This window comes from Methylobacterium sp. 22177, assembly GCF_052045615.1.
GTDB lineage: Bacteria > Pseudomonadota > Alphaproteobacteria > Rhizobiales > Beijerinckiaceae > Methylobacterium > Methylobacterium radiotolerans.
On record NZ_JBQEPK010000024.1, the window covers coordinates 20,068 to 39,329 of the forward strand.

The 19,262-nt window shown below is 73.7% G+C and carries 20 protein-coding genes; 8 read left to right on the plus strand and 12 right to left on the minus strand.

Annotated elements, in window-relative coordinates; translation table 11 throughout:
- Positions 1–256 precede the first annotated feature (256 nt).
- From rpoZ to ACTJK8_RS20415, 3 genes are all read left to right on the plus strand, one after another.
- Positions 257–667, plus strand: coding sequence for a DNA-directed RNA polymerase subunit omega (gene rpoZ, locus ACTJK8_RS20405; protein ID WP_010685409.1), 411 nt, complete (start codon positions 257–259; stop codon positions 665–667).
- Between the two features lie 205 nt (positions 668–872).
- Positions 873–3,134 (plus strand): RelA/SpoT family protein, encoded by a 2,262-nt coding sequence (locus ACTJK8_RS20410; RefSeq protein WP_012318875.1) that lies wholly within the window; start codon positions 873–875, stop codon positions 3,132–3,134.
- A gap of 362 nt (positions 3,135–3,496) precedes the next feature.
- Positions 3,497–4,138 (plus strand): LabA-like NYN domain-containing protein, encoded by a 642-nt coding sequence (locus ACTJK8_RS20415; protein ID WP_012318874.1) that lies wholly within the window; start codon positions 3,497–3,499, stop codon positions 4,136–4,138.
- A gap of 4 nt (positions 4,139–4,142) precedes the next feature.
- Here ACTJK8_RS20415 and ACTJK8_RS20420 read toward each other — a convergent pair whose 3' ends face one another.
- The 3 genes from ACTJK8_RS20420 to dapA form a co-directional block, all read right to left on the minus strand.
- Positions 4,143–4,712 (minus strand): peroxiredoxin, encoded by a 570-nt coding sequence (locus ACTJK8_RS20420; protein ID WP_029361152.1) that lies wholly within the window; start codon positions 4,710–4,712, stop codon positions 4,143–4,145.
- A 135-nt stretch (positions 4,713–4,847) separates the two neighbouring features.
- Complete coding sequence (gene smpB, locus ACTJK8_RS20425; RefSeq protein WP_012318872.1) at positions 4,848–5,321, minus strand: SsrA-binding protein SmpB; 474 nt, start codon at positions 5,319–5,321, stop codon at positions 4,848–4,850.
- Positions 5,322–5,336: 15 nt separating this feature from the next.
- Positions 5,337–6,236 carry a 4-hydroxy-tetrahydrodipicolinate synthase gene (dapA, locus tag ACTJK8_RS20430; protein WP_024830302.1) on the minus strand — a complete coding sequence of 300 codons (900 nt, stop codon included), beginning with the start codon at positions 6,234–6,236 and terminating at the stop codon, positions 5,337–5,339.
- Between the two features lie 200 nt (positions 6,237–6,436).
- Here dapA and ACTJK8_RS20435 point away from each other — a divergent pair, with 200 nt between their 5' ends.
- Positions 6,437–8,803 carry a lytic transglycosylase domain-containing protein gene (locus ACTJK8_RS20435; RefSeq protein ID WP_059409884.1) on the plus strand — a complete coding sequence of 789 codons (2,367 nt, stop codon included), beginning with the start codon at positions 6,437–6,439 and terminating at the stop codon, positions 8,801–8,803.
- Positions 8,804–9,100: 297 nt separating this feature from the next.
- On the plus strand, positions 9,101–10,087 hold the full coding sequence (locus ACTJK8_RS20440; protein ID WP_440762429.1) for a catalase family peroxidase: 987 nt from the start codon (positions 9,101–9,103) through the stop codon (positions 10,085–10,087).
- A 98-nt stretch (positions 10,088–10,185) separates the two neighbouring features.
- Here ACTJK8_RS20440 and ACTJK8_RS20445 read toward each other — a convergent pair whose 3' ends face one another.
- On the minus strand, positions 10,186–10,440 hold the full coding sequence (locus ACTJK8_RS20445) for a hypothetical protein (protein ID WP_012318868.1): 255 nt from the start codon (positions 10,438–10,440) through the stop codon (positions 10,186–10,188).
- An 85-nt stretch (positions 10,441–10,525) separates the two neighbouring features.
- On the minus strand, positions 10,526–11,104 hold the full coding sequence (locus ACTJK8_RS20450; protein ID WP_012318867.1) for a thermonuclease family protein: 579 nt from the start codon (positions 11,102–11,104) through the stop codon (positions 10,526–10,528).
- A gap of 112 nt (positions 11,105–11,216) precedes the next feature.
- Between ACTJK8_RS20450 and ACTJK8_RS20455 the strand changes: the two genes are divergently transcribed.
- Genes ACTJK8_RS20455 through ACTJK8_RS20465 form a run of 3 tightly spaced genes read left to right on the plus strand, consistent with a single transcriptional unit; the run spans position 11,217 to position 13,561 of the window.
- Positions 11,217–11,540 carry a PepSY domain-containing protein gene (locus ACTJK8_RS20455; RefSeq protein ID WP_440762430.1) on the plus strand — a complete coding sequence of 108 codons (324 nt, stop codon included), beginning with the start codon at positions 11,217–11,219 and terminating at the stop codon, positions 11,538–11,540.
- Positions 11,541–11,552: 12 nt separating this feature from the next.
- Complete coding sequence (locus ACTJK8_RS20460) at positions 11,553–12,221, plus strand: response regulator transcription factor (RefSeq protein ID WP_116655554.1); 669 nt, start codon at positions 11,553–11,555, stop codon at positions 12,219–12,221.
- On the plus strand, positions 12,218–13,561 hold the full coding sequence (locus ACTJK8_RS20465) for an ATP-binding protein (protein WP_440762431.1): 1,344 nt from the start codon (positions 12,218–12,220) through the stop codon (positions 13,559–13,561). Before ACTJK8_RS20460 ends, ACTJK8_RS20465 begins: the two co-directional genes overlap by 4 nt.
- A gap of 194 nt (positions 13,562–13,755) precedes the next feature.
- Here ACTJK8_RS20465 and cysC read toward each other — a convergent pair whose 3' ends face one another.
- The 7 genes from cysC to ACTJK8_RS20500 form a co-directional block, all read right to left on the minus strand.
- On the minus strand, positions 13,756–14,424 hold the full coding sequence (gene cysC / locus ACTJK8_RS20470) for an adenylyl-sulfate kinase (protein WP_127992835.1): 669 nt from the start codon (positions 14,422–14,424) through the stop codon (positions 13,756–13,758).
- 83 nt (positions 14,425–14,507) lie between these two features.
- On the minus strand, positions 14,508–15,629 hold the full coding sequence (locus tag ACTJK8_RS20475; RefSeq protein ID WP_440762432.1) for a hypothetical protein: 1,122 nt from the start codon (positions 15,627–15,629) through the stop codon (positions 14,508–14,510).
- Positions 15,630–16,177: 548 nt separating this feature from the next.
- Positions 16,178–16,882, minus strand: a complete 705-nt coding sequence (gene metW / locus ACTJK8_RS20480; protein ID WP_058606767.1) for a methionine biosynthesis protein MetW — start codon at positions 16,880–16,882, stop codon at positions 16,178–16,180.
- Positions 16,883–16,911: 29 nt separating this feature from the next.
- Positions 16,912–18,117, minus strand: coding sequence for a homoserine O-acetyltransferase MetX (gene metX, locus ACTJK8_RS20485; RefSeq protein ID WP_020095220.1), 1,206 nt, complete (start codon positions 18,115–18,117; stop codon positions 16,912–16,914).
- Positions 18,118–18,288: 171 nt separating this feature from the next.
- Positions 18,289–18,468: a hypothetical protein gene (locus tag ACTJK8_RS20490; protein WP_012318859.1), complete on the minus strand. Its 180-nt coding sequence runs from the start codon at positions 18,466–18,468 to the stop codon at positions 18,289–18,291.
- A gap of 96 nt (positions 18,469–18,564) precedes the next feature.
- Entirely contained in the window at positions 18,565–18,732 is a 168-nt protein-coding gene (locus ACTJK8_RS20495) for a hypothetical protein (protein WP_020095222.1), read from the minus strand.
- A 185-nt stretch (positions 18,733–18,917) separates the two neighbouring features.
- Positions 18,918–19,214: a hypothetical protein gene (locus ACTJK8_RS20500; protein ID WP_024830311.1), complete on the minus strand. Its 297-nt coding sequence runs from the start codon at positions 19,212–19,214 to the stop codon at positions 18,918–18,920.
- Between the last annotated feature and the right edge of the window lie 48 nt (positions 19,215–19,262).

The window sequence follows — 19,262 nt, forward strand, 5'->3', positions numbered from 1 at the left end:
GCGGCCCTGGGTGTCAACAATGCGCCGCACCATGACGCCGCAGCACGATGCGCGTCGGCGGCGCGCCTCGGAGGGGCGCTGGGGCCCCGGGGGCGACCGGACCGGCATGCTCGTCGGACGCTCGCCGGACGCGCGCCGGGTTCGCGCCGGGCGCGCGCCCTGCGCAACCCGCTGTGCTTGTTGCACAACGGCATCCGGTGTAGAGTGGGCCCATACCCGACATCCCCCGTCGCTCAAGCCCAAGGAGCCGCCCCGCATGGCGCGCGTCACCGTCGAAGACTGCATCGAGAAGGTCGAGAACCGCTTCGAGCTGGTGCTGCTGGCGAGCCACCGAGCCCGCCTCCTGGCCGCCGGCGCCCCGCTGACCATCGACCGCGACCGCGACAAGAACCCGGTCGTGGCCCTGCGTGAGATCGGCGACGAGACGATCACGGCCGACGACCTCAAGGAGCAGCTGATCCACTCGATGCAGAAGTACGTCGAGGTGGACGAGCCCGAGGCCGAGACCGTGCCGCTGCTGTCGAGCTCGCCGGCCGCCGCCGCGGTGGCGCCCCAGTCCTCCAGCGACGACGCGGCGGTCCAGTTCGACCGCATGAGCGAGGAGGACCTGCTGCGCGGCCTCGAGAACCTCGCCCCGCCGGTCGAGACCGACGACGAGGGCGAGTGAGCCTGGGAACGTGGGCCTGGATGCGCGCGACCTGACCGAGACCGGACCCGGCGGAGACGCCGGGTTCTCTCGTTCCGTGGCCGGCCCGCCGGCACCCGGCGCGGCCGCGCCGCCGGAGGCCGGCGCCGTCCCGGCCGTCGCGGAACAACCGCGCGTGATCCCGGCCCCGCGCACCGCCCCGGACGCGCCGGCGCCGTCCCGGCGGATGATGCGCCAGTACGAGCTCGTCGAGCGGGTCAAGCGCTACAACCCGGCCGCCGACGAGGCGCTGCTCAACCGCGCCTACGTGTACGCCATGCAGGCGCACGGCACGCAGAAGCGCGCCTCGGGCGACCCCTTCTTCGCCCATCCCCTCGAGGTCGCGGCGATCCTGACGGATCTCCACCTCGACGACGCCACCATCGTGGCCGCGGTCCTGCACGACACCGTCGAGGACACCGAGGCGACGCTGGAGGAGATCCGCCGGCTGTTCGGCCCGGAGATCGGCGCCCTGGTCGACGGCCTGACCAAGCTCAAGCGCCTCGACCTCGTCTCCAAGCAGGCCGCGCAAGGCGAGAACTTCCGCAAGCTGCTGCTCGCGGTCGCGGCGGATGTCCGCGTGCTGCTGGTCAAGCTCGCCGACCGCCTGCACAACATGCGCACCCTCCAGCACATGCGCGACGACAAGCGTCGCCGCATCGCGCAGGAGACGCTCGACATCTACGCGCCGCTCGCCGGCCGCATGGGCATGCAGGAGCTGCGCGAGGAGCTGGAGGACCTGGCCTTCCGCAACCTGGAGCCGGAGGTCTACGCCACCATCACGCAGCGCCTGACGCGGCTCTCCGCCAAGTCCGAGAGCGTGGTCGAGACCATCGCGCAGGTGCTCACCGAGAAGCTCGGCGCGCAGGGGATCACCGCCGAGGTCAGCGGCCGGCAGAAGCGCCCGTTCTCGATCTGGTCGAAGATGGAGCGCAAGTCCGTCGCCTTCGAGCAGCTCTCCGACATCTTCGGCTTCCGCGTGGTCGTCGACACCGTGCAGGACTGCTACGCGGCTCTGGGCATCGTCCACACCAGCTGGCCGATGGTGCCGGGCCGGTACAAGGACTACATCTCGACCCCGAAGCAGAACGATTACCGCTCGATCCACACCACGGTGATCGGGCCGAAGAGCCAGCGCGTCGAGCTGCAGATCCGCACCCGCGCCATGGACGACATCGCCGAGTACGGCATCGCGGCCCACGCGCAGTACAAGGAAGTCGGCGCCGAGCTGGTCAAGGACCCGGCCCGCGCCGAGGGCAGCGTGCATCCCCGGCTCGCCGCCGAGAGCGGTGCCTACCAGTGGCTGCGCCGGACCATCGAGCTCCTCGCCGAGGGCGACAGCCCCGAGGAATTCCTGGAGCACACCAAGCTGGAGCTGTTCCAGGACCAGGTGTTCTGCTTCACCCCGAAGGGCCGGCTGATCGCCCTGCCGCGGGGCGCGACGCCGATCGACTTCGCCTACGCGGTCCACACCGACGTGGGCAACACCGCGGTGGGCGCCAAGATCAACGGCCGGATGGCGCCGCTCCTGCACGAGCTCGCCAACGGCGACGAGGTCGAGATCAGCCGCTCCGACGGCGCCTCGCCCCCGGCGGCCTGGGAATCCCTCGTGGTGACCGGCAAGGCCCGCGCGGCGATCCGGCGGGCGACCCGCACCGCCGTGCGCCGGCAATATGCCGGCCTCGGCCGCCAGATCCTGGACCGGGCGTTCGAGCGCGCCGCCAAGACCTTCTCGGAGGACAAGCTCCGGGGCGCCCTGCCGCGGCTCGCCCGCGCCACCACCGAGGACGTCTTCGCCGCCGTGGGGCGGGGCGAGATGTTCTCGGGCGACGTCGTCCGCGCCGTGTATCCCGACCACCGCGACGAGCGCCGGCCCTCCGCCGCGCAGGGCGCCGCCAGCGGCGCGGGCCGGCTCGTGCGCTCCTCCGACCAGACCATGCGGCTGACCTTCCCGGGGGCCGAGGGCGGCAAGGAGGGGGAGGACGCGGATCGCAGCGACGCCATCCCGATCCGCGGCCTCGCGGGCGACCTGCCGGTGACCTTCGCGCCGAACGGCGGCGCGGTCCCGGGCGACCGGATCGTCGGCATCCTGACTCCCGGCGTCGGCGTGACCGTCTACCCGATCCAGTCGGCGGCGCTCGCGGCCTTCGACAACGAGCCGGAGCGCTGGCTCGACGTCCGCTGGGACACGGAGGCGCTCGGCGGCGAGCGCTTCCCGGCCCGGCTGGCGCTCAAGTCGATCAACGAGCCCGGGGTGTTCGCCCAGATCGCCCAGGTGATCGCCGACCACGACGGCAACATCGACAACATCTCGATGAAGCGGCGCACCCAGGACTTCACCGACATCACCATCGACCTGTCGGTCTGGGATCTCCAGCATCTCAACGCCATCATCGCCGAGCTGCGCGGCAAGCGCCCGGTCAACAGCGTGGAGCGCGTGAACGGCTGAGGCCGAGAGTCGCGGGGCCCGGTGGATCTGAGGTTTACAGGATCAACTTCCGTAAACCGTCTTCTTCATGATGAATCCCTGGCGCGGCCAATTATTCCCGACCACGGATTGAGTTTTTCAGGCCCGCACAATCTCGTGCTCTGCTTGACACGGACCCGTTTGAATCGAATGGTCCGGCGCCCGGGGCGGCGGTCGCGCGGATCTCCGACCGCGCCGGTCCACCCCGGAGTGCAGAGCGTGGCGGCCGCGATCGCGGAGCACCGTCCTCGACCGCTCGTCCCGGCCATTCGCCCCGGGCGAACCCTGACCGATTGTTCAGACGATTTCCTGTCACCCACGATTTTTCGGGATCTGACCTGTTCATGCCAGCGACCCAGCGCAGCGCCATCTTCATCGACGGCGCCAACCTCTACGCCACCACCAAGGCCCTCGGTTTCGACATCGACTACAAGAAGCTGCTTAAGGAATTTCAGTCGCGGGAGAATCTCCTGCGGGCATTCTATTATACGGCCATGATCGAGGATCAGGAATATTCGTCGATCCGGCCGCTGATCGACTGGCTCGACTACAACGGCTACCGCGTCGTGACCAAGCCCGTGAAGGAGTTCACGGACTCGATGGGGCGGCGCAAGTACAAGGGCAACATGGACATCGAGCTGGCGATCGACGCCCTCGAGCTCAGCCCGCACATCGACCACATGATCCTCTTCTCGGGGGACGGCGATTTCCGCTCCCTGGTCGAGGCGATGCAGCGGCGCGGCGTGAAGGTGACGGTGATCTCCACGATCCAGACCCAGCCGGCGATGATCTCGGACGAGCTGCGGCGGCAGGCCGACGAGTTCGTCGACCTCGCGAGCCTCGCGGGCCGCATCGGGCGCGAGCCCGGCGAGCGCCCGGCCCGGGCCTCCGGGGAGGCGCCGACCCGCTACCGCGGGGAGGGCCGGGCCAATCCGGGCCTGGAGAACCGCTACGGCATCCGCCAGCCGGAGTCCGAGGCGGAGTAGCGCCTCAGGCGCCGGCCGCGTCGAGCCAGTCGAGGACCTGCCGGGCGCTCCGGTCCGGCGGGAAGACCGGGTAGAACAGCTGGCTCACGACGCCGTCGTCGATCACCAGGGTGAGGCGGCGCAGCAGCACGTGGCCGCCGGCCTCGAAGACCGGCAGGCGCGCCGCCATCGCGAAGGCCCGGTGCGGATCGGCCAGCAGCGGGAAGGGCAGGCGCAGGCGCTCGGCCGCCTCCCGCTGGTAGGCGCTCGTCTGGGTCGAGAGGCCGAAGACCTGCGCGACGCCCCGGGCCTTCAGGTCGCCGTGGTGATCGCGGAAATCGCAGGCCTGCGGCGTGCAGCCCCGGGCGCCCGGGATCGCGTCCCAGTCGGGCGTCAGGCCCGGCTGACCCGGCTCGCCGGTGCGCGGGTAGGCGTAGGCCACGGTGCGGCCCGGCAGCCGCGCCAGCGAGACCGTGCGGCCGTCCGTGGCGGTGAGCGCCACGTCGGGCAGGCGCATCCCGCCCAGATGGTCGGCCGCGCCGTCGTCGACGGGGACGGGCAGGTCGTCGGGCAGGGCGTCGTGGGTGGACGGCATGGATGTCTCCTCCCGGCTCGGCGCACGGCCGCGGCACCCGTCATCGCGAGCGGAGCGATCCAGAGGCGCACCGCTCGCCGACGTCGCGACACCCTGGGTCGCTCCGCTCCGCTCCGCTCGCGATGACGCCCGGCCTCAGCCCCGGTCCCGCATCAGCCGCGCCCGGTCGCGCTGCCAGTCGCGCTCCTTGACCGCCTCGCGCTTGTCGTGGGCCTGCTTGCCCTTGCCCAGACCCAGCTCGACCTTCGCCCGTCCCTTGTCGTTGAAGTAGATCTTCAGCGGCACCACCGTATAGCCCTGGCGCTGGGTCGCGCCGATCAGCTTGTTGATCTGGCGGCGGTGCAGCAGCAGGCGGCGCGGGCGCTTGGTGTCGTGGTTGAAGCGGTTCGCCTCCAGGTATTCCGGGATGTAGGCGTTGAACAGCATCAGGTCGGTGCCGGAGGGTCCGGCATAGGCCTCGCCGATCGTCGCCTTGCCGCCGCGCAGGGACTTCACCTCGGTGCCGGTCAGCGCGATGCCGGCCTCGAGCGTGTCCTCGATCGTGTAGTGATAGCGCGCGGCGCGGTTGTCGGCGACGATGCGCCGACTGGGCTCCGGTTTCGGGGCCATGATGCGTGACTTCCCTCAGTCGACCAGCAGGCCGGCGTGGCGCAGGGCGTCGTCGACGATGCGCTTGGTGGGCTCGGTCACCGGCACGAGCGGCAGGCGCAGCTCGTCGGTCATGTGGCCGAGCCGCGACAGCGCGTACTTCACCGGCGCCGGGTTGGCCTCGGCGAACAGGCCCGTCTGCAGCGGGAACAGCCTGTCCTGGAGGGTCAGCGCCTTGGCGTAGTCGCCCGCGAGCGTCGCCTCCTGGAGGTCGGCGCAGAGGCGCGGGGCGACGTTCGCCACCACCGAGATGCAGCCGTGGCCGCCGTGGGCGTTGTAGCCGAGCGCCGTCGCATCTTCGCCCGAAAGCTGGATGAAGCTGTCGCCCATGGCCTGACGCTGCTGGCTGACGCGGTCGATCTTGGCGGTCGCGTCCTTCACGCCGGCGATGTTCTTCAGCTCGAAGAGCCGGGCCATCGTCTCGACGCTCATGTCGATGACGGAGCGCGGCGGGATGTTGTAGATGATGATCGGAATGCCGACCGCATCGTTGACGGCCTTGAAGTGGGCGTAGAGGCCCGCCTGCGTCGGCTTGTTGTAGTACGGCGTCACCACGAGGACGGCGTCGGCGCCCGCGCGCTCGGCGTGCTGCGCCCGCTCGACCGCCTCGGCCGTCGAGTTGGAGCCCGCGCCCGCCACGACCGGCACGCGCCCGCCCGCCTCGTCGATGCAGGCCTCGACCACCCGGTCGTGCTCGGCATGGGTGAGGGTCGGGCTCTCGCCGGTGGTGCCGGTGGGCACGAGGCCGTGGCTGCCCTGCTCGATCTGCCAGCGCACGAACTTTCGGAACGCGGCCTCGTCGAAGGCCCCGTCGCGGAAGGGCGTCACAAGCGCGGTGAGCGAGCCCCGCAGGCGGCTCCCGGTCATCTCGGTCATCTCAGGCGTCCCAAAGGGTCCCAGCTGGGATTTCGGCGGTCTCGGCGCCGCGCGTGGTCCGCATCGTGCGGGCACGGACCGGCAGACATAGGCGGTCGCGTCACGGCGCGCAAACAGATCGTGGCGACGGTTAACGCGATCTTAATGGTCACAGCCCGATCCTCGACCTTTCCCGCTCCGGTGATCAGTAGGGGGGAATCGTGATCCGACCCGCGGCCTCGTCTCCGGCCTCGAAGCGCACGTCCCTCACCGCCGCCGCGCTCGTCGCCACCGTCGGCGTCGCGCTGGCCGGTCAGGTCGGCACGGACGCGCCGACCGCGGCGGCCCTGGCGGCGCCCGCGTCGCAGCCGAGCTCGCAGCCCGCCTCGCAGCCGACCCCGCCGGCGAGCGACGCCGCCCTCTCGACCGCCCAGGTCCGGGGCGCCCAGGCCGCGAAGGCCGCCGACCCGGTCGCGGCCGACGCCCTGAAGCTCGACCCGGTCCACGCCTCCGGCGGCGACGACAAGGGCGAGGAGCCCGCCCGGACGCTGCCCGCCGCGGCCTCGGCCTACGCCTCCGCCGACCCCGACGCCCCGGTGGCCTTCCCGCTGCCCGACGCCGCCGTCACCCCGGCGGCCCCGGTGCCCGAGGTGCCGGACCCGGCGCGGCCCAAGATCTCCGGCGACACCGACCCGACGCTGCTGCGCGGCGCCATCGACCTCTACCGCAAGGGCCGGGTCGCCGACGGCGACCGGATGCGCGACGGCTTCACCGACCCGGCCGCGCGGGCGCTGCTCGAATGGGTGGCGATCCGCGCGGGCGCCGGGATCGGCTTCAACCGCACCGTCGCGTTCGTCCGGGCCAACCCGGACTGGCCGGCGGGCCCGCTGCTGCGCCGCCGGGCCGAGGAGGCGCTGCTCTCCGAGCGGAAATCCCCCGCGGTCGTCAGGGCCTACTTCGCCACGGCGAAGCCGTCGAGCGCGCCGGGCAAGTTCGCCCTGGCGCTGGCCCTGCGCGCCGACGGCTGCGAGGCCGACGCCGCCGAGATGGTCCGCGACCTCTGGCGCACCGAGAGCTTCGGCCGCAGCCTCGAGGCCAAGGTGCTCGACGCCTTCCCGGACGCGCTGACCCGTGTCGACCACCGCTACCGGATGGAGCGGGCGCTCCTGAAGGACGACTGGGAGAGCGCCGGCCGGGCGGCCGGCTACGCGGGCGGCGGTTACGCCAGCCTCGTGCGCGCCCGCCGGGCCGTGGAGGACAAGTCCTCCGGCGCCGCGGCCGCGCTCGCCGCCGTGCCGCCGTCGCTGCGCGGGGACGCCTCCTACATCTTCTCCCGGGCGCAGTATCTCCGCCGGGCCGACAAGCCCGAGGCCGCCGCCGCCGTGCTCGCCACGGCGCCGAGCAACCCGGACGTGCTGGTCGACGGCGACGAGTGGTGGATCGAGCGCCGGATCGTGGCGCGCAAGCTCCTCGACCTCGGCGATGCCAAGACCGCCTACGCGGTGGCGAGCCAGCCGGCGGCGCGCTCGCCCGAGAAGCGCATCGAGGCCGAGTTCCACGCCGGCTGGATCGCGCTCCGCTTCGCCGGCGATCCCGCCGCCGCCGCGCAGCATTTCGCGCAGGTGGCGGCGATCGCCGAGAGCCCGATCTCGGTGGCGCGGGCCGCCTACTGGCAGGGACGGGCGGCCGAGGCGCTCGGCCAGTCGGAGGAGGCGAAGCGCTTCTACGAGCGCGCCGCCCTGCAGCCGATCGCCTATTACGGCCAGGTGGCCCGGGCCCGGCTCGGCCAGACCAGCCTGCCCCTGCGGGCGCCGGCCGACCTCGAGGGCGCGGAGCGCCAGGCCTTCGACGGGCGGCTCTCCATCCGCGCCCTGCGCCTGCTCGGCGAGGCCGGGATCAAGGAGCTGGCCCTGCCGCTCTACATCGACGCCGCCCGGGACCTCTCGGACCCGCGCGAGCTCCAGGCGCTCGGCGACCTCGCCACCGACATGAAGGACGCCCGCGCCCTGGTGGCGATCGGCAAGCTCGCGGTCCAGCGCGGCCTGCCGCTCGACGCCCACGCCTACCCGACGATCGGCATTCCCACCTACGAGACCTTCACGGCGGTGCCGCAGGTCGAGCGGGCCATGGTCTACGCCATCGCCCGCCAGGAGAGCCAGTTCGACCCGCGGGCGCAGTCGGGCGTCGGCGCCCGGGGGCTGATGCAGATGATGCCGGCCACCGCCCAGCGCACCGCCCGCCGGGTCTCGACGGCGTTCGACGTCGACCGGCTGACCAGCGACCCCGCCTACTGCGCCAAGCTCGGCCAGGCCCATCTCGGCGAGCTGATGGAGGATTGGCGCGGCTCCTACGTGCTCGCCTTCGCGTCCTACAACGCGGGCGGCGGCAACGTGAAGAAGTGGATCGACGCCTACGGTGACCCGCGCAAGGGCGACGTCGACGTGATCGACTGGGTGGAGCGCATCCCGTTCACGGAGACGCGCAACTACGTGCAGCGGGTCATGGAGAACCTGCAGGTCTACCGCTCGCGGCTCGACAGCCGCAGCGCCCTGCTGATCGAGGGCGACCTCCACCGCGGCGCGCGGTAGGTCCTGGGCACGAGGCGCCGGCCCCTCGCGCGCGCGGCAGAGGTGGCGCGCGCGGCAGCGGCGGCGCGACAGAGGGCGCGCGGGGAGCCTCGCGGCGCGCGGCGGGAGTCGGCACCCGCTCGACGGACGAGCCCCTCCCGTCCGCGCCGCGGCCGCGCGAGGCCGACACCCGATTTTCCCACACCCCGCTGCGCAGCGGCATAGCTTTTGGTTGTGCCCTCGTTGCCTGGCTCCCTAGAAGATGGGCCGGTCCGCATTGATCGGCTCCCGTGAGCCCGCGCTGCCGAGAGGTTCCCCATGCCGCGTTCGAGATCGGGTTTCGCCCTCCTGCTGAGCACCGCGCTCGCGGTCGCCGCCCCGGCCCTGGCCCAGGAGGCCTCCACCGCCGAGCAGACGATCGACGTGATGAACACGCTGTTCGGCAAGCATCCCGGGGCGCGGGCCAACCACGCCAAGGGCGTCGTCGCCGAGGGCAGCTTCACCCCGTCACCCGAGGCGGCGAAGATCAGCAAGGCGTCCCTGTTCCAGGGGCCCGCGGTGCCGGTGACGGTCCGGTTCTCGGACGCCACCGGCGTCCCGACCATCCCGGACGGCGCCGCCGACGCCAACCCGCACGGCCTCGCGCTCAAGTTCAAGCTGAGCGACGGCTCCGAGATGGACGTCGTCACCAACGCGCTGAAGTACTTCCCCGTCGCCACGGGCGAGGAGTTCCGCGACCTCCTCAAGGCCGCCGCCGAGAGCGGCCCGACGGCCGCCCATCCGACCGCGCTGGAGCGCTTCGCCGCCGCCCACCCGGCCGCCGCCACCGCGGGCGGAACCGCCAAGACCCCGTCGAGCCTCGCCCGGCAGACCTACAACGGCGTCAACGCCTTCATCCTGGTGGACGCCGCCGGCAAGCGGCAGCCGTTCCGGTTCCGCTTCGTGCCGGTGGAGGGCGAGGAGATCCTCGCCCCCGATGAGGCGGCCAAGCGCGACCCGAACTTCCTGATGGCCGAGATCGGCCCGCGGGTCGCCAAGACTCCGGCGAAGTTCCGGATGCTGGCCCAGCTCGCCGAGCCGGGCGACCCGACCAACGACGCCACCAAGCCCTGGCCGGACGACCGCAAGACCGTCGATCTCGGCACCGTGACGGTGAGCAAGGTCGTGCCCGACAGCGCCGAGGCCGAGAAGGCGCTGCTGTTCATGCCCAACAACCTGACCGACGGGATCGAGGTCTCGGACGACCCGCTGATCGACGCCCGCGTCCAGGCCTACGCGGTCTCGTTCAGCCGCCGCTCGCAGTAGCGCGGTCCGGCCGGACGGGATTTCCGGCTCGCGTCCTCACCCTGAGGCACCCGCCTCAGGATGAGGTCGAGGGTGGGCGGTCGCCCGGACCGGGCGGATCAGCGGCCCGTCCCGGCCTTCGGGGCTGACGGCGCCGTCGCGCCGCCCGGCTGCCCCTTGCCCTCGACCGAGCCCGTGCGGGCGCCGTCCCGGGTGGAGCCGGTGCCGCTGAGGCCGCCGGCGCCCATGCTGGTCGTGGGCGCGCCGGCATCCTTGCGTCCCTCCGCCTTGCCCGGCCCCCCGGCGGCGTGCGCGGTCCCGGCCGCGCCGGCGAGGAGGGCGGCGAGCAGCGTCGTACGGGTCAGGATCCTCATGGGGCCTCCGCGGTTCCACCTGCGCCCGGGCGGGCTTGCCGGTCCAACCGGGCGCGCCCGGGAGCGTTCCCGCGCCGGCGGGGCGTCACCCGTCGGCGCGCAGGCTCGCGGCGGCGCGGCGGCCCCGCCGCTCGGCGGGATCCTGGAACACCCCCGACCACAGGCCGATGCGGCGTCCCCAGGCCCGGTCCGCCGCGGGCGCGTAGTCCGGCGCGACGTCCCGATCGGGCAGGGCGAGGCCCTGCGCGACCATCCAGGCGCCGAGATCCGCGTCGCCGACCCGGCAGAGCGCCGTGCTCGCGTCACCGCGCGGCTCGCAGGCGACGGCGGCCCCACCGATCCGGTCGGCCAGCGCCCGGGCGGCGTCCCGGCCGCACGGGTAGGGCCGGTCCCGGGCATCCGCGCAGGTCGCGTCCGCCTCCGGCGCGGCGATCCCGAACAGGCTGACCTGACGCGCGCCGACGCGCAGCGTGCCGGCGTCGATCACCTGGGCGGGGCCGCGCAGGATCTCGCCGGCCCGGGCGGGGGCATGCCAGGGCAGGCCGCCGATCAGGAGCGCGGCGAGGAGCGGCAGGCGCGAGCGGCCGCCCCTGTCGTCCGGGCAGAGGAGGGTGCCGGCGAGGCCGGCCGCGCAGGCGAGGAGGATACCGACGAAGAGCGACATGGTCTCAGGTCTCCGAAAGGGCTATGGCCGCCCTTGTGCCGAAGTCCCGCCCCGCGACCCTGACGCCGCCTGTCAGCGTCCCGTCAGGCGGCGCCGACTAGCCTGCGCCCGCATGAGCCCGTTCCCGCCCCGCCGCGCCCTCATTCTCGCCCTCGGCCTCGGCCTGCTGGCCGCCCTCGCGGGCGGGCCCGTGCACGCCTCCGAGGACGCCGACCGGGCCCGCCGGGCCCTGGAGAGCGGCGCGATCCGCCCCCTCGACGCGGTGCTGGCGGCCGCCCGGGCGGCGGTGCCGGGAGACGTCGTGTCGGTCGACCTCAAGCACGACGACGGGCGCTGGCTGTACAAGCTGCGCATCCTCGGGGCCGACGGGAAGCGCCGGACCGTGAAGGTCGATGCCGGCACGCTCAAGATCCTGGACGAGGACGACGATGATTGAGGGGGCCGGCCCGTGCGCGTCCTGATCGTCGAGGACGAGCCGCGCATCGCCGCCGACATCCGGCAGGGGCTGGAGAGGGCCGGCTACGTCGCCGACGTGGTGGCGGACGGCGAGGCGGCATGGTTCCGCGCCGAGACCGAGACGTACGACGCCATGGTGCTGGATCTCGGCCTGCCGCGGCTCGACGGGCTCGGCGTGCTGCGCCGCCTGCGCGCCGCCGAGGTGGCCCTGCCGGTCCTGATCCTCACCGCGCGCGACGGCTGGCGCGAGCGCGTCGAGGGCATCGACGCCGGCGCCGACGACTACCTCGCCAAACCGTTCCGGATGGAGGAGCTGGTGGCGCGTCTGCGGGCGATCCTGCGGCGCACCGCCGGGCATGCCTCGCCCGTGCTCCGGGCCGGCACCGTGGAACTCGACACCCGCACCCGCGCGGTCAGCGTCGACGGCCGCCCCACCGAGCTGACCGCTCTGGAATACCGGCTCCTCGCCTTCCTGCTGCACCGGCCGGGGCAGGTCGTGCCGGCGGGCGAGCTGCTCGACCATCTCCACGGGGTCGGGACCGAGCGCGAGGCCAACGCCCTGGAGGCGCTCCTGACGCGCCTCCGCCGCAAGCTCGGGCCGGGAGTGATCGAGACCCGGCGCGGCCAGGGCTACCTGATCGCCGGACCGGGCGGATCGTGAGGCGCGATTCCCTCCGCCTCCGGCTCGGCCTCGCGGCGTCCGGCCTGATCGCGCTGGCGCTGGTGCTGGCCGGGATCGGCCTCACGCTGATCCTCGACCGGGTGCTCGACGCCCGCACCGTCGAGGAGCTGGACCGGACCGCCAAGCTCATCGCCGGGCGGGTCGGCCTCGCGCCGGACGGGGCGCCGACGCTCTCGCGAGACCTGCCGGACCCGCGCTTCGCCACGCCCTACGGCGGCCTGTACTGGCAGGTCGAGGCGGGGTCGCACCTGCTGCGCTCGCGTTCCCTCTGGGACAAGAGCCTCGACCTGAGCCGGGCCGGGGCGGGCGCGCAGGCCCCCGCCACCCTCGACACGGCCGGGCCCGACGGCGGCCGACTCATCGCGGTGGTGCGGCCGCTGCAGATCGGTGCGCAGGGCTCGGAGACCGCGCTGCGGGTCGCGGTGGCCGAGGACCGGCGCAGCCTCGCGGCGAGCCGGAGCACCTTCCTGCATCTGCTGATCCCGGCCCTGATCGCCCTGTTCCTCGTGCTGACGCTGGCGATGGGCCTGTTCGTGCACCGGGCGCTCGGCCCGTTCCGGGTGCTGCAGGCGGAGCTCCTGGCGGTCCATGCCGGGCGGCGGGCGCGGCTGCCGGAGCATTTCCCCGACGAGGTCCGGCCGCTGGTCGCCGACCTCAACCGGCTGCTCGACGCGCAGGAGCGGGCCCTGGTCCGCGCCCGCGCCGCCGCCGCCGACATGGCCCACGGCCTCAAGACGCCGCTGGCGGTGCTGGACGCCCTGGCGCGCCGGACCGGGCCGGCCGACCCGGCGCTGGCGGCCGAGATCGCCGAGCAGGCGCGGGCCATGGGCGGGCAGGTCGAGCGGGCGTTGGCCCGGGCGCGGGTCGCCGCCGCTGGCGACCTGCGGCGGCGCTCCTGCCGGGTCGCCCCGGTGGCGGAGCGCCTCGTCGCGACCCTGCGGCGGCTGCCGGAGGGCGACTCCCTGGAATGGACAGTGGCGGTGCCCGAGACCCTCGCCTATCCGGGCGAGGAGGGCGAGCTGATGGAGGTGCTGGGCAACCTCCTCGACAACGCCCGCAAGTGGGCGCACCGGCGGGTCCGCGTCACCGGGACGGCCGCCGGCCGCCCGGGCCTCGCCGTCGAGGATGACGGCCCCGGCATGAGCGCCGCGGCCATCGCGGGGATCGGGCGCGGCCAGCGCTGGGACGAGAGCCGGCCGGGCACCGGCTTCGGCATCGCCATCGCCCGCGACGTCGCCGAGGCCGCGGGCGCCCAGCTCGATTTCGGCCGCTCGGAGATGGGGGGCCTGCGGGCGGACCTGCGCTGGCCGGGCGGGTAGGGCCACGGGCGCCGCTGGCGGGCGCGACCTGCCCCCTCTCCCGTTCGGGAGAGGGTCGGGGTGAGGGACCGGATGCTTCAGGACGGAGCACGCCGTCGACGCGCATGAACGGTGCGCCTATTCCGGACAGACCTGATCCCTCACCCTGTCCCTCTCCCGAACGGGAGAGGGGACCCGCGTCCAGTCCCGGATCGTCAGCGCGGCCGCGACCCATCCGCAGCTCTCGCGGCGGCCCGGCTCAGCCGCATCAGCCGCGCGCTCAGGGCGCGGGCGCAAGGCCCGGTGCCCCGGCCCTCGGTGGCGATCGTCAGATCGGGCCGCTCCGGCGCCTCGTAGGGCGCCGAGATGCCGGTGAAGCCCGGGATGCGGCCGGCGCGGGCCAGACGGTAGAGGCCCTTCGGGTCCCGGGCCTCGCACAGGCCCAGCGGCGTGTCGACGAACACCTCCAGGAACGGGATGTCGCCGGCGATCCGGCGGGCGAGCGCCCGGTCGGCCCGGTAGGGCGAGATCAGCGAGACGATCACCACCGTCCCCGCCTCGGCCATCAGCCGGGCCACCTCGGCGGTGCGCCGGACGTTCTCGGCGCGGTCCTCCGGCGAGAAGGCGAGGTCGGCGTTCAGCCCGTGGCGCAGGTTGTCGCCGTCGAGGACCGCGCTGTGCCGGCCGCCCGCGACCAGGGTCCGGTCGGCCTCCGCCGCGAGCGTCGACTTGCCGGCCCCCGACAGGCCGGTCAGCCACGCGATCACCGGCACCTGGCCGAGGCGCGCCCAGCGCGCCTCGCGGGCCTGGAGGGGGTGCCAGCTCACGGGACCCGGAGGGAGACCCGTCGAGACCGTCTGCGGGATCGTCTGCGGGACGCACATATCCACCGCCTGGGGCTCCACCACCTGGGGCAGCGTCCGCGAAGGCGGCCGCCGGTTCTCGGACATCGACACGGGCGCGGCCCCTAGGGCACGCGCCAGACCGGGTAGCCGAGGGCCTCGCCGAGGCGCTCCCGGCACTCCTCCAGGACGTGGGCCGTCCGCCGCCGCCACGCGGGCGGGGACCGGAAGGCGGCCTGCGCCGCCGCCGCCCGCACCAGCGCCTCGACCGCGGCCTCCGTCTCCAGCGCGACCGGCCCGGCGGCGAGCTCGTTCGGCGGCGCGGCGGGCGCGGGCGCGATGACCGCGTCCCAGCTCTGCCCCCAGCAGGCGGCGGCGAAGCGCGCGTTCCCGGCCGCGTAGCGCGCCGCGACGCGGGCCAGCCCCTCCGGCGCGTCGCCGCGGAACCGCTCCGCGTCGAGCCCCCGCGCCCAGGCCCAGTCGTCGAGGATATGGCCGAGCAGGCGGCGATGCCCGGTCACCTGCCGATGCACGCCGAGCCGGTACAGGCGGCGCGACGCCTCGACCGCGACCGGCCCGGAACTCCGGTTCGTGCGGTAGGCGAGGTCGGCCGGGCCGAGGAGCGGCGCGAGGCGCTCGCCCAGGCCCAGCCCGTCGACCAGCCGCGCCAGCAGCGGCGCGTCGGACCGTCGGTCGCGGTAGGGCAGGGCGGTGACGCGCCCCGCGGCGGCGCGGCGCCAGGGCTCGAGCCGTTCCGCGTAGTCGTAGCGCCGGGACCCGCCCTCGGAGCGCAGGAAGCCGCGGAACGTGCGGCCCTCGGCGACGACCTGGGCCCGCAGGGCGTAGGCCGAGGCCAGCTGCTCGGCCTGCGGCTTGACCACCAGCGCCGCCTCCAGGGCGAAGCCCCGGCGCGCGAAGAGATCTGCCAGAATCTCGGGCACGCGCCAGAGCGGGCGCTGGACGGAGAAGTCCTCGTAGGAGAGCAGGACCGTGTCGGCCGGCGTGGCGGCGAGGATCGCGTCGAGGCGCGCGAGGGCCTCGCGGCGCTCCGCGGCGCCGCGGCGCCGGTCCAGCGCCTGGCCGAGCCGGTAGTGATTGACGTCGTCGCTCCCGGGCGCGCCCGGCGGGGCGAGGTTCGGGTAGCAGATCCCGGCCGAGGCGAGGCGGGGGCGCAGGCGGGCCAGCACCTCCTGGAAGGCGGTGGAGCCGGTTCGCGGCATCCCGATGTGAACGATCGCGCGGCGCACGTGTCCTGTCGACCCTGCTGGAATTCGCGGTTGCGGCAAGTCTTCCGCGCAGCCGGACACAGTCCACGACCCCTCGTGGACGCGCACGTCTCGGGAAAACGCCAAACGAATCCGTAATCACGGTCCGATCACGGGAACGCGATCGGAAATAGCCAAGCTCCGTTTCTGGTCTATTTCAGGCTGCTGTCGGCAGCGCCGGGCCGGGGCGCGGCGGGTGCCGGGGAGAGACAGCGCCGTGCGGCGACCCTCGAGCGCCGGACACCAGCGGCGCGATGCTGGGGCCGCTTCCGATCGTGTTGCAACGGTTGGGAAGGACGAAGACCCCGGTCGAGACATCCGCGCCATGCCCCCTCTCCCGCACGGGAGAGGGTTGGGGTGAGGGACAAGACGCTTCGAGGTCGAGCGAGCCATCACGGCGCGACGGGGGTGTGCCTCGTCCGGACAGAGCTGATCCCTCACCCTGTCCCTCTCCCGCACGGGAGAGGGGCCCCGCGCCTCGTCCGGCACGGGCTCGACGCGCCACCGCCTCGCCTTGATCGGGAGCGGCGCTAGGGCCCGGGATCCTCGCGCCGGAGCAGGAACACGCCCTGCGCGCCGAACAGGTTCCAGACCCACCAGGGCATGGAGAACCGCATCGGCCGGCCGCGGGCGTCCAGCGCCGTGGCGTGCTCGATCCGGGCGCCGATCAGGCGGCACAGGCCGACGAAGTCGCGGATCGTGCAGTGGTGGATGTTGGGCGTCTCCCACCACGCGTCCGGCATGATCTCGGTGACCGGCATCCGGCCGCGGAAGGCCAGCTCGGAGCGCACGCGCCAGTGCCCGAAATTCGGGAACGAGATGATCACCTGCCGGCCGATGCGCAGCAGGTGCTCCAGCACCACCCGGGGATTGCGGGTCGCCTGGATGGTCTGGGACAGGACCACCACGTCGAAGGCGCCGTCCGGGTAATTGGCGAGGTCGGTGTCGGCGTCGCCCTGGATCACCGACAGGCCCCGGGCGAGGCAGGCGTTCACGCCCTCCCGGGACAGCTCGATCCCGCGCCCGTCGATGCCGCGGCGGTCGCGCAGCAGCGCCAGCAGCGAGCCGTCGCCGCAGCCGATGTCGAGGACCCGGGCGCCGGCCGGGACGAGGCCGAGCACGACGAGGTGGTCGACGCGGGCGCCGCCGCCCTCGGCCGCGTGGGGGAGGGCGTCCGCGCTCTCCCAGGGGGCGCCGTGCCGGATCCTGCCCAGGGGCAGCTTGCCGAAGGTCATCTTGCCGGACCCGCCGCTCGCCATCCGCGTCACAGCCCGCGCGCCCGGGCGGCGGCGTCGATGAAGCCGCGGGCCGCGGAGAACATCGCCGGCTCGTCGAGCAGGAACGCGTCGTGGCCCTTGTCGCTCTCGACCTCCACGAAGGCCACCGGCGCCGCGGCGGCGTTCAGCGCGTGGACGATCGCCCGCGAATCGCGGGTCGGGAACAGCCAGTCCGAGGTGAACGAGATCACGCAGAAGCGGGTCTTGGTGCCCCGGAAGGCGTTGGCGAGCACGCCGCCGTGGTCCTCGGCGAGGTCGAAATAATCCATCGCCCGGGTCAGGTAGAGGTAGGCGTTGGCGTCGAACCGCTCGACGAAGCTCAGGCCCTGGTGGCGCAGGTAGCTCTCGATCTGGAAATCGGCGTTGAACGAGAAGGTCGGCGCCGTGCCGCCCTGGAAGCGCCGGCCGAACTTCCGGTGGAGCGCCGGCTCGGACAGGTAGGTGATGTGCGCGCCCATCCGGGCGACGCCGAGCCCCTTGGCGGGGCGCGTGCCCGCCTCGAGGTAGCGCCCGTCCGCCCAGGCGGGGTCGGCCATGATCGCCTGGCGGCCGACCTCGTGGAAGGCGATGTTCTGCGCCGAGTGGCGGGCGCCGGTGGCGATCGGCATCGCGGCGAAGACGCGCTCGGGATAGAGCGCCGCCCATTGCAGCACCTGCATCCCGCCCATCGAGCCGCCGATGCACAGGAACAGGTCCCGGATGCCGAGATGCTCCAGCAGCATCGCCTGGGCCCGGACCATGTCGCGGATCGTCACCAGCGGGAAGTTCAGCCCGTAGGGCCGCCCCGTCGCCGGGTCGATCGAGGCCGGGCCGGTGGAGCCCATGCACGAGCCGATGACGTTCGAGCAGACGACGAAGTAGCGGTCCGTGTCGATCGGCTTGCCGGGGCCGACCAGCGTCTCCCACCAGCCGGGCTTGCCGGTCACCGGATGGGTGTGGGCGAAGTACTGGTCGCCGGTGAGGGCGTGGCAGATGAGGACCGCGTTCGAGCGCGCGGCGTTGAGGGTGCCGGCGGTCTGGTAGGCGATCTGGAACGGCGCGAGCTCGACGCCCGCGTCGGTGAGCAGCGGCGTGTCGGCGGCGAAGCGCGCCACCGGGCTCCTCGGGTCGAGCGCCTGCGAGCGCTCGGACGCGCGCCGCGCCGGCTCGTCGATCGGGTCCGGCCTCAGGGCCGTGTCCGTTTGGGTGTCCATGGCGGGTCTTGACGACCGTGTATCGGTTCGGATCCGAACCGGGAGAGCACGGAATCGCCTGACGCGCCGCACTCGCCCGACGCGGCCAGCCCCGCCGAGGTAATGCGCGGGGCGCCGAGCGTCAACGCGGGCCGGCCGGCGGCCCCTGCCGGGCGAGGCCGGCGCGACCGCTCACGCGATCGGCGCGGCCATCACGGCGAGCCCCAGGGCGGGCAGGCCGAGCGCGAGGGCCGCCCGGACATCGAGCCGGTCGGCGCGGACGCCCGCCCGCCAGTGCCGGCTCGCCGCGCTCTCGATCAGGATGCCGGTGAGCACGAGACCGCAGCCGATCAGGGCCTGCATCGAAACCATGGAAACCTCGCCCAGCCAGCCGCAGATCCTGGCGCCGCACGGCCCGGCACGCACCGGGTCGACGCTGGGAAATTCCGTCCGGTGGCCGACGGTTCCTCAGCGCATGGCGGCCGCGCAGGCCGCGAAGACCAGGGCGGCGCCGGCGGCCGTGATGCAGCCGTTGGCCCAGGGCGCCGCCTCGGCACGGCGCAGGCGGCAATCCGCGGCGACCGACACGAGGATCCCGATCAGGAAGAGGCTGCAGGGGATCAGGTCACCGGGCATCGTCGATCCATCCAGGGGCATGCGGGGCGGGGCACGCCCGACGCGCCCCTGTTCTCCCGGTTCAACAGGCCGAAACGTGGCGAGTGCCCCGCGGCATTTGCGCGTCGCCGATTTGCCGCGGCGCCCCGGATGGATCGAACCGGCGGGAGCGCGTCGATCAGAGCTCGGCGATCAGAACTCGGCGATCAGAGCTTGGCCGAGGCGGGCCGCGTGTCGAAATCCTCCGGGCCCAGATCGAGGAGGTCGTTCGGGGTCTCGGTTCGGTCGTAGGCCTGGCTCGCCGCGGCCTCGATCACCGCCTGATTGCGGGCGAACAGCTCCAGGGGGGCGAGGTCGGCGCCGCCGCCGAACTGCTGGCGCAGCACCGGAACCGGGACCTCGACCGCGATCACCCGCTGGCCGTTGGTCATGGCGAAGCGGATCAGCGAGTCGTCGGCGGGGAGGATGTGGGCGCCGCCGTCCAGGTAGCGTTCGAGGGGCATGCGGGAGATCCTTCGCGTTGGGCGCCTGTCGGCGGAGCGCCGGCATAC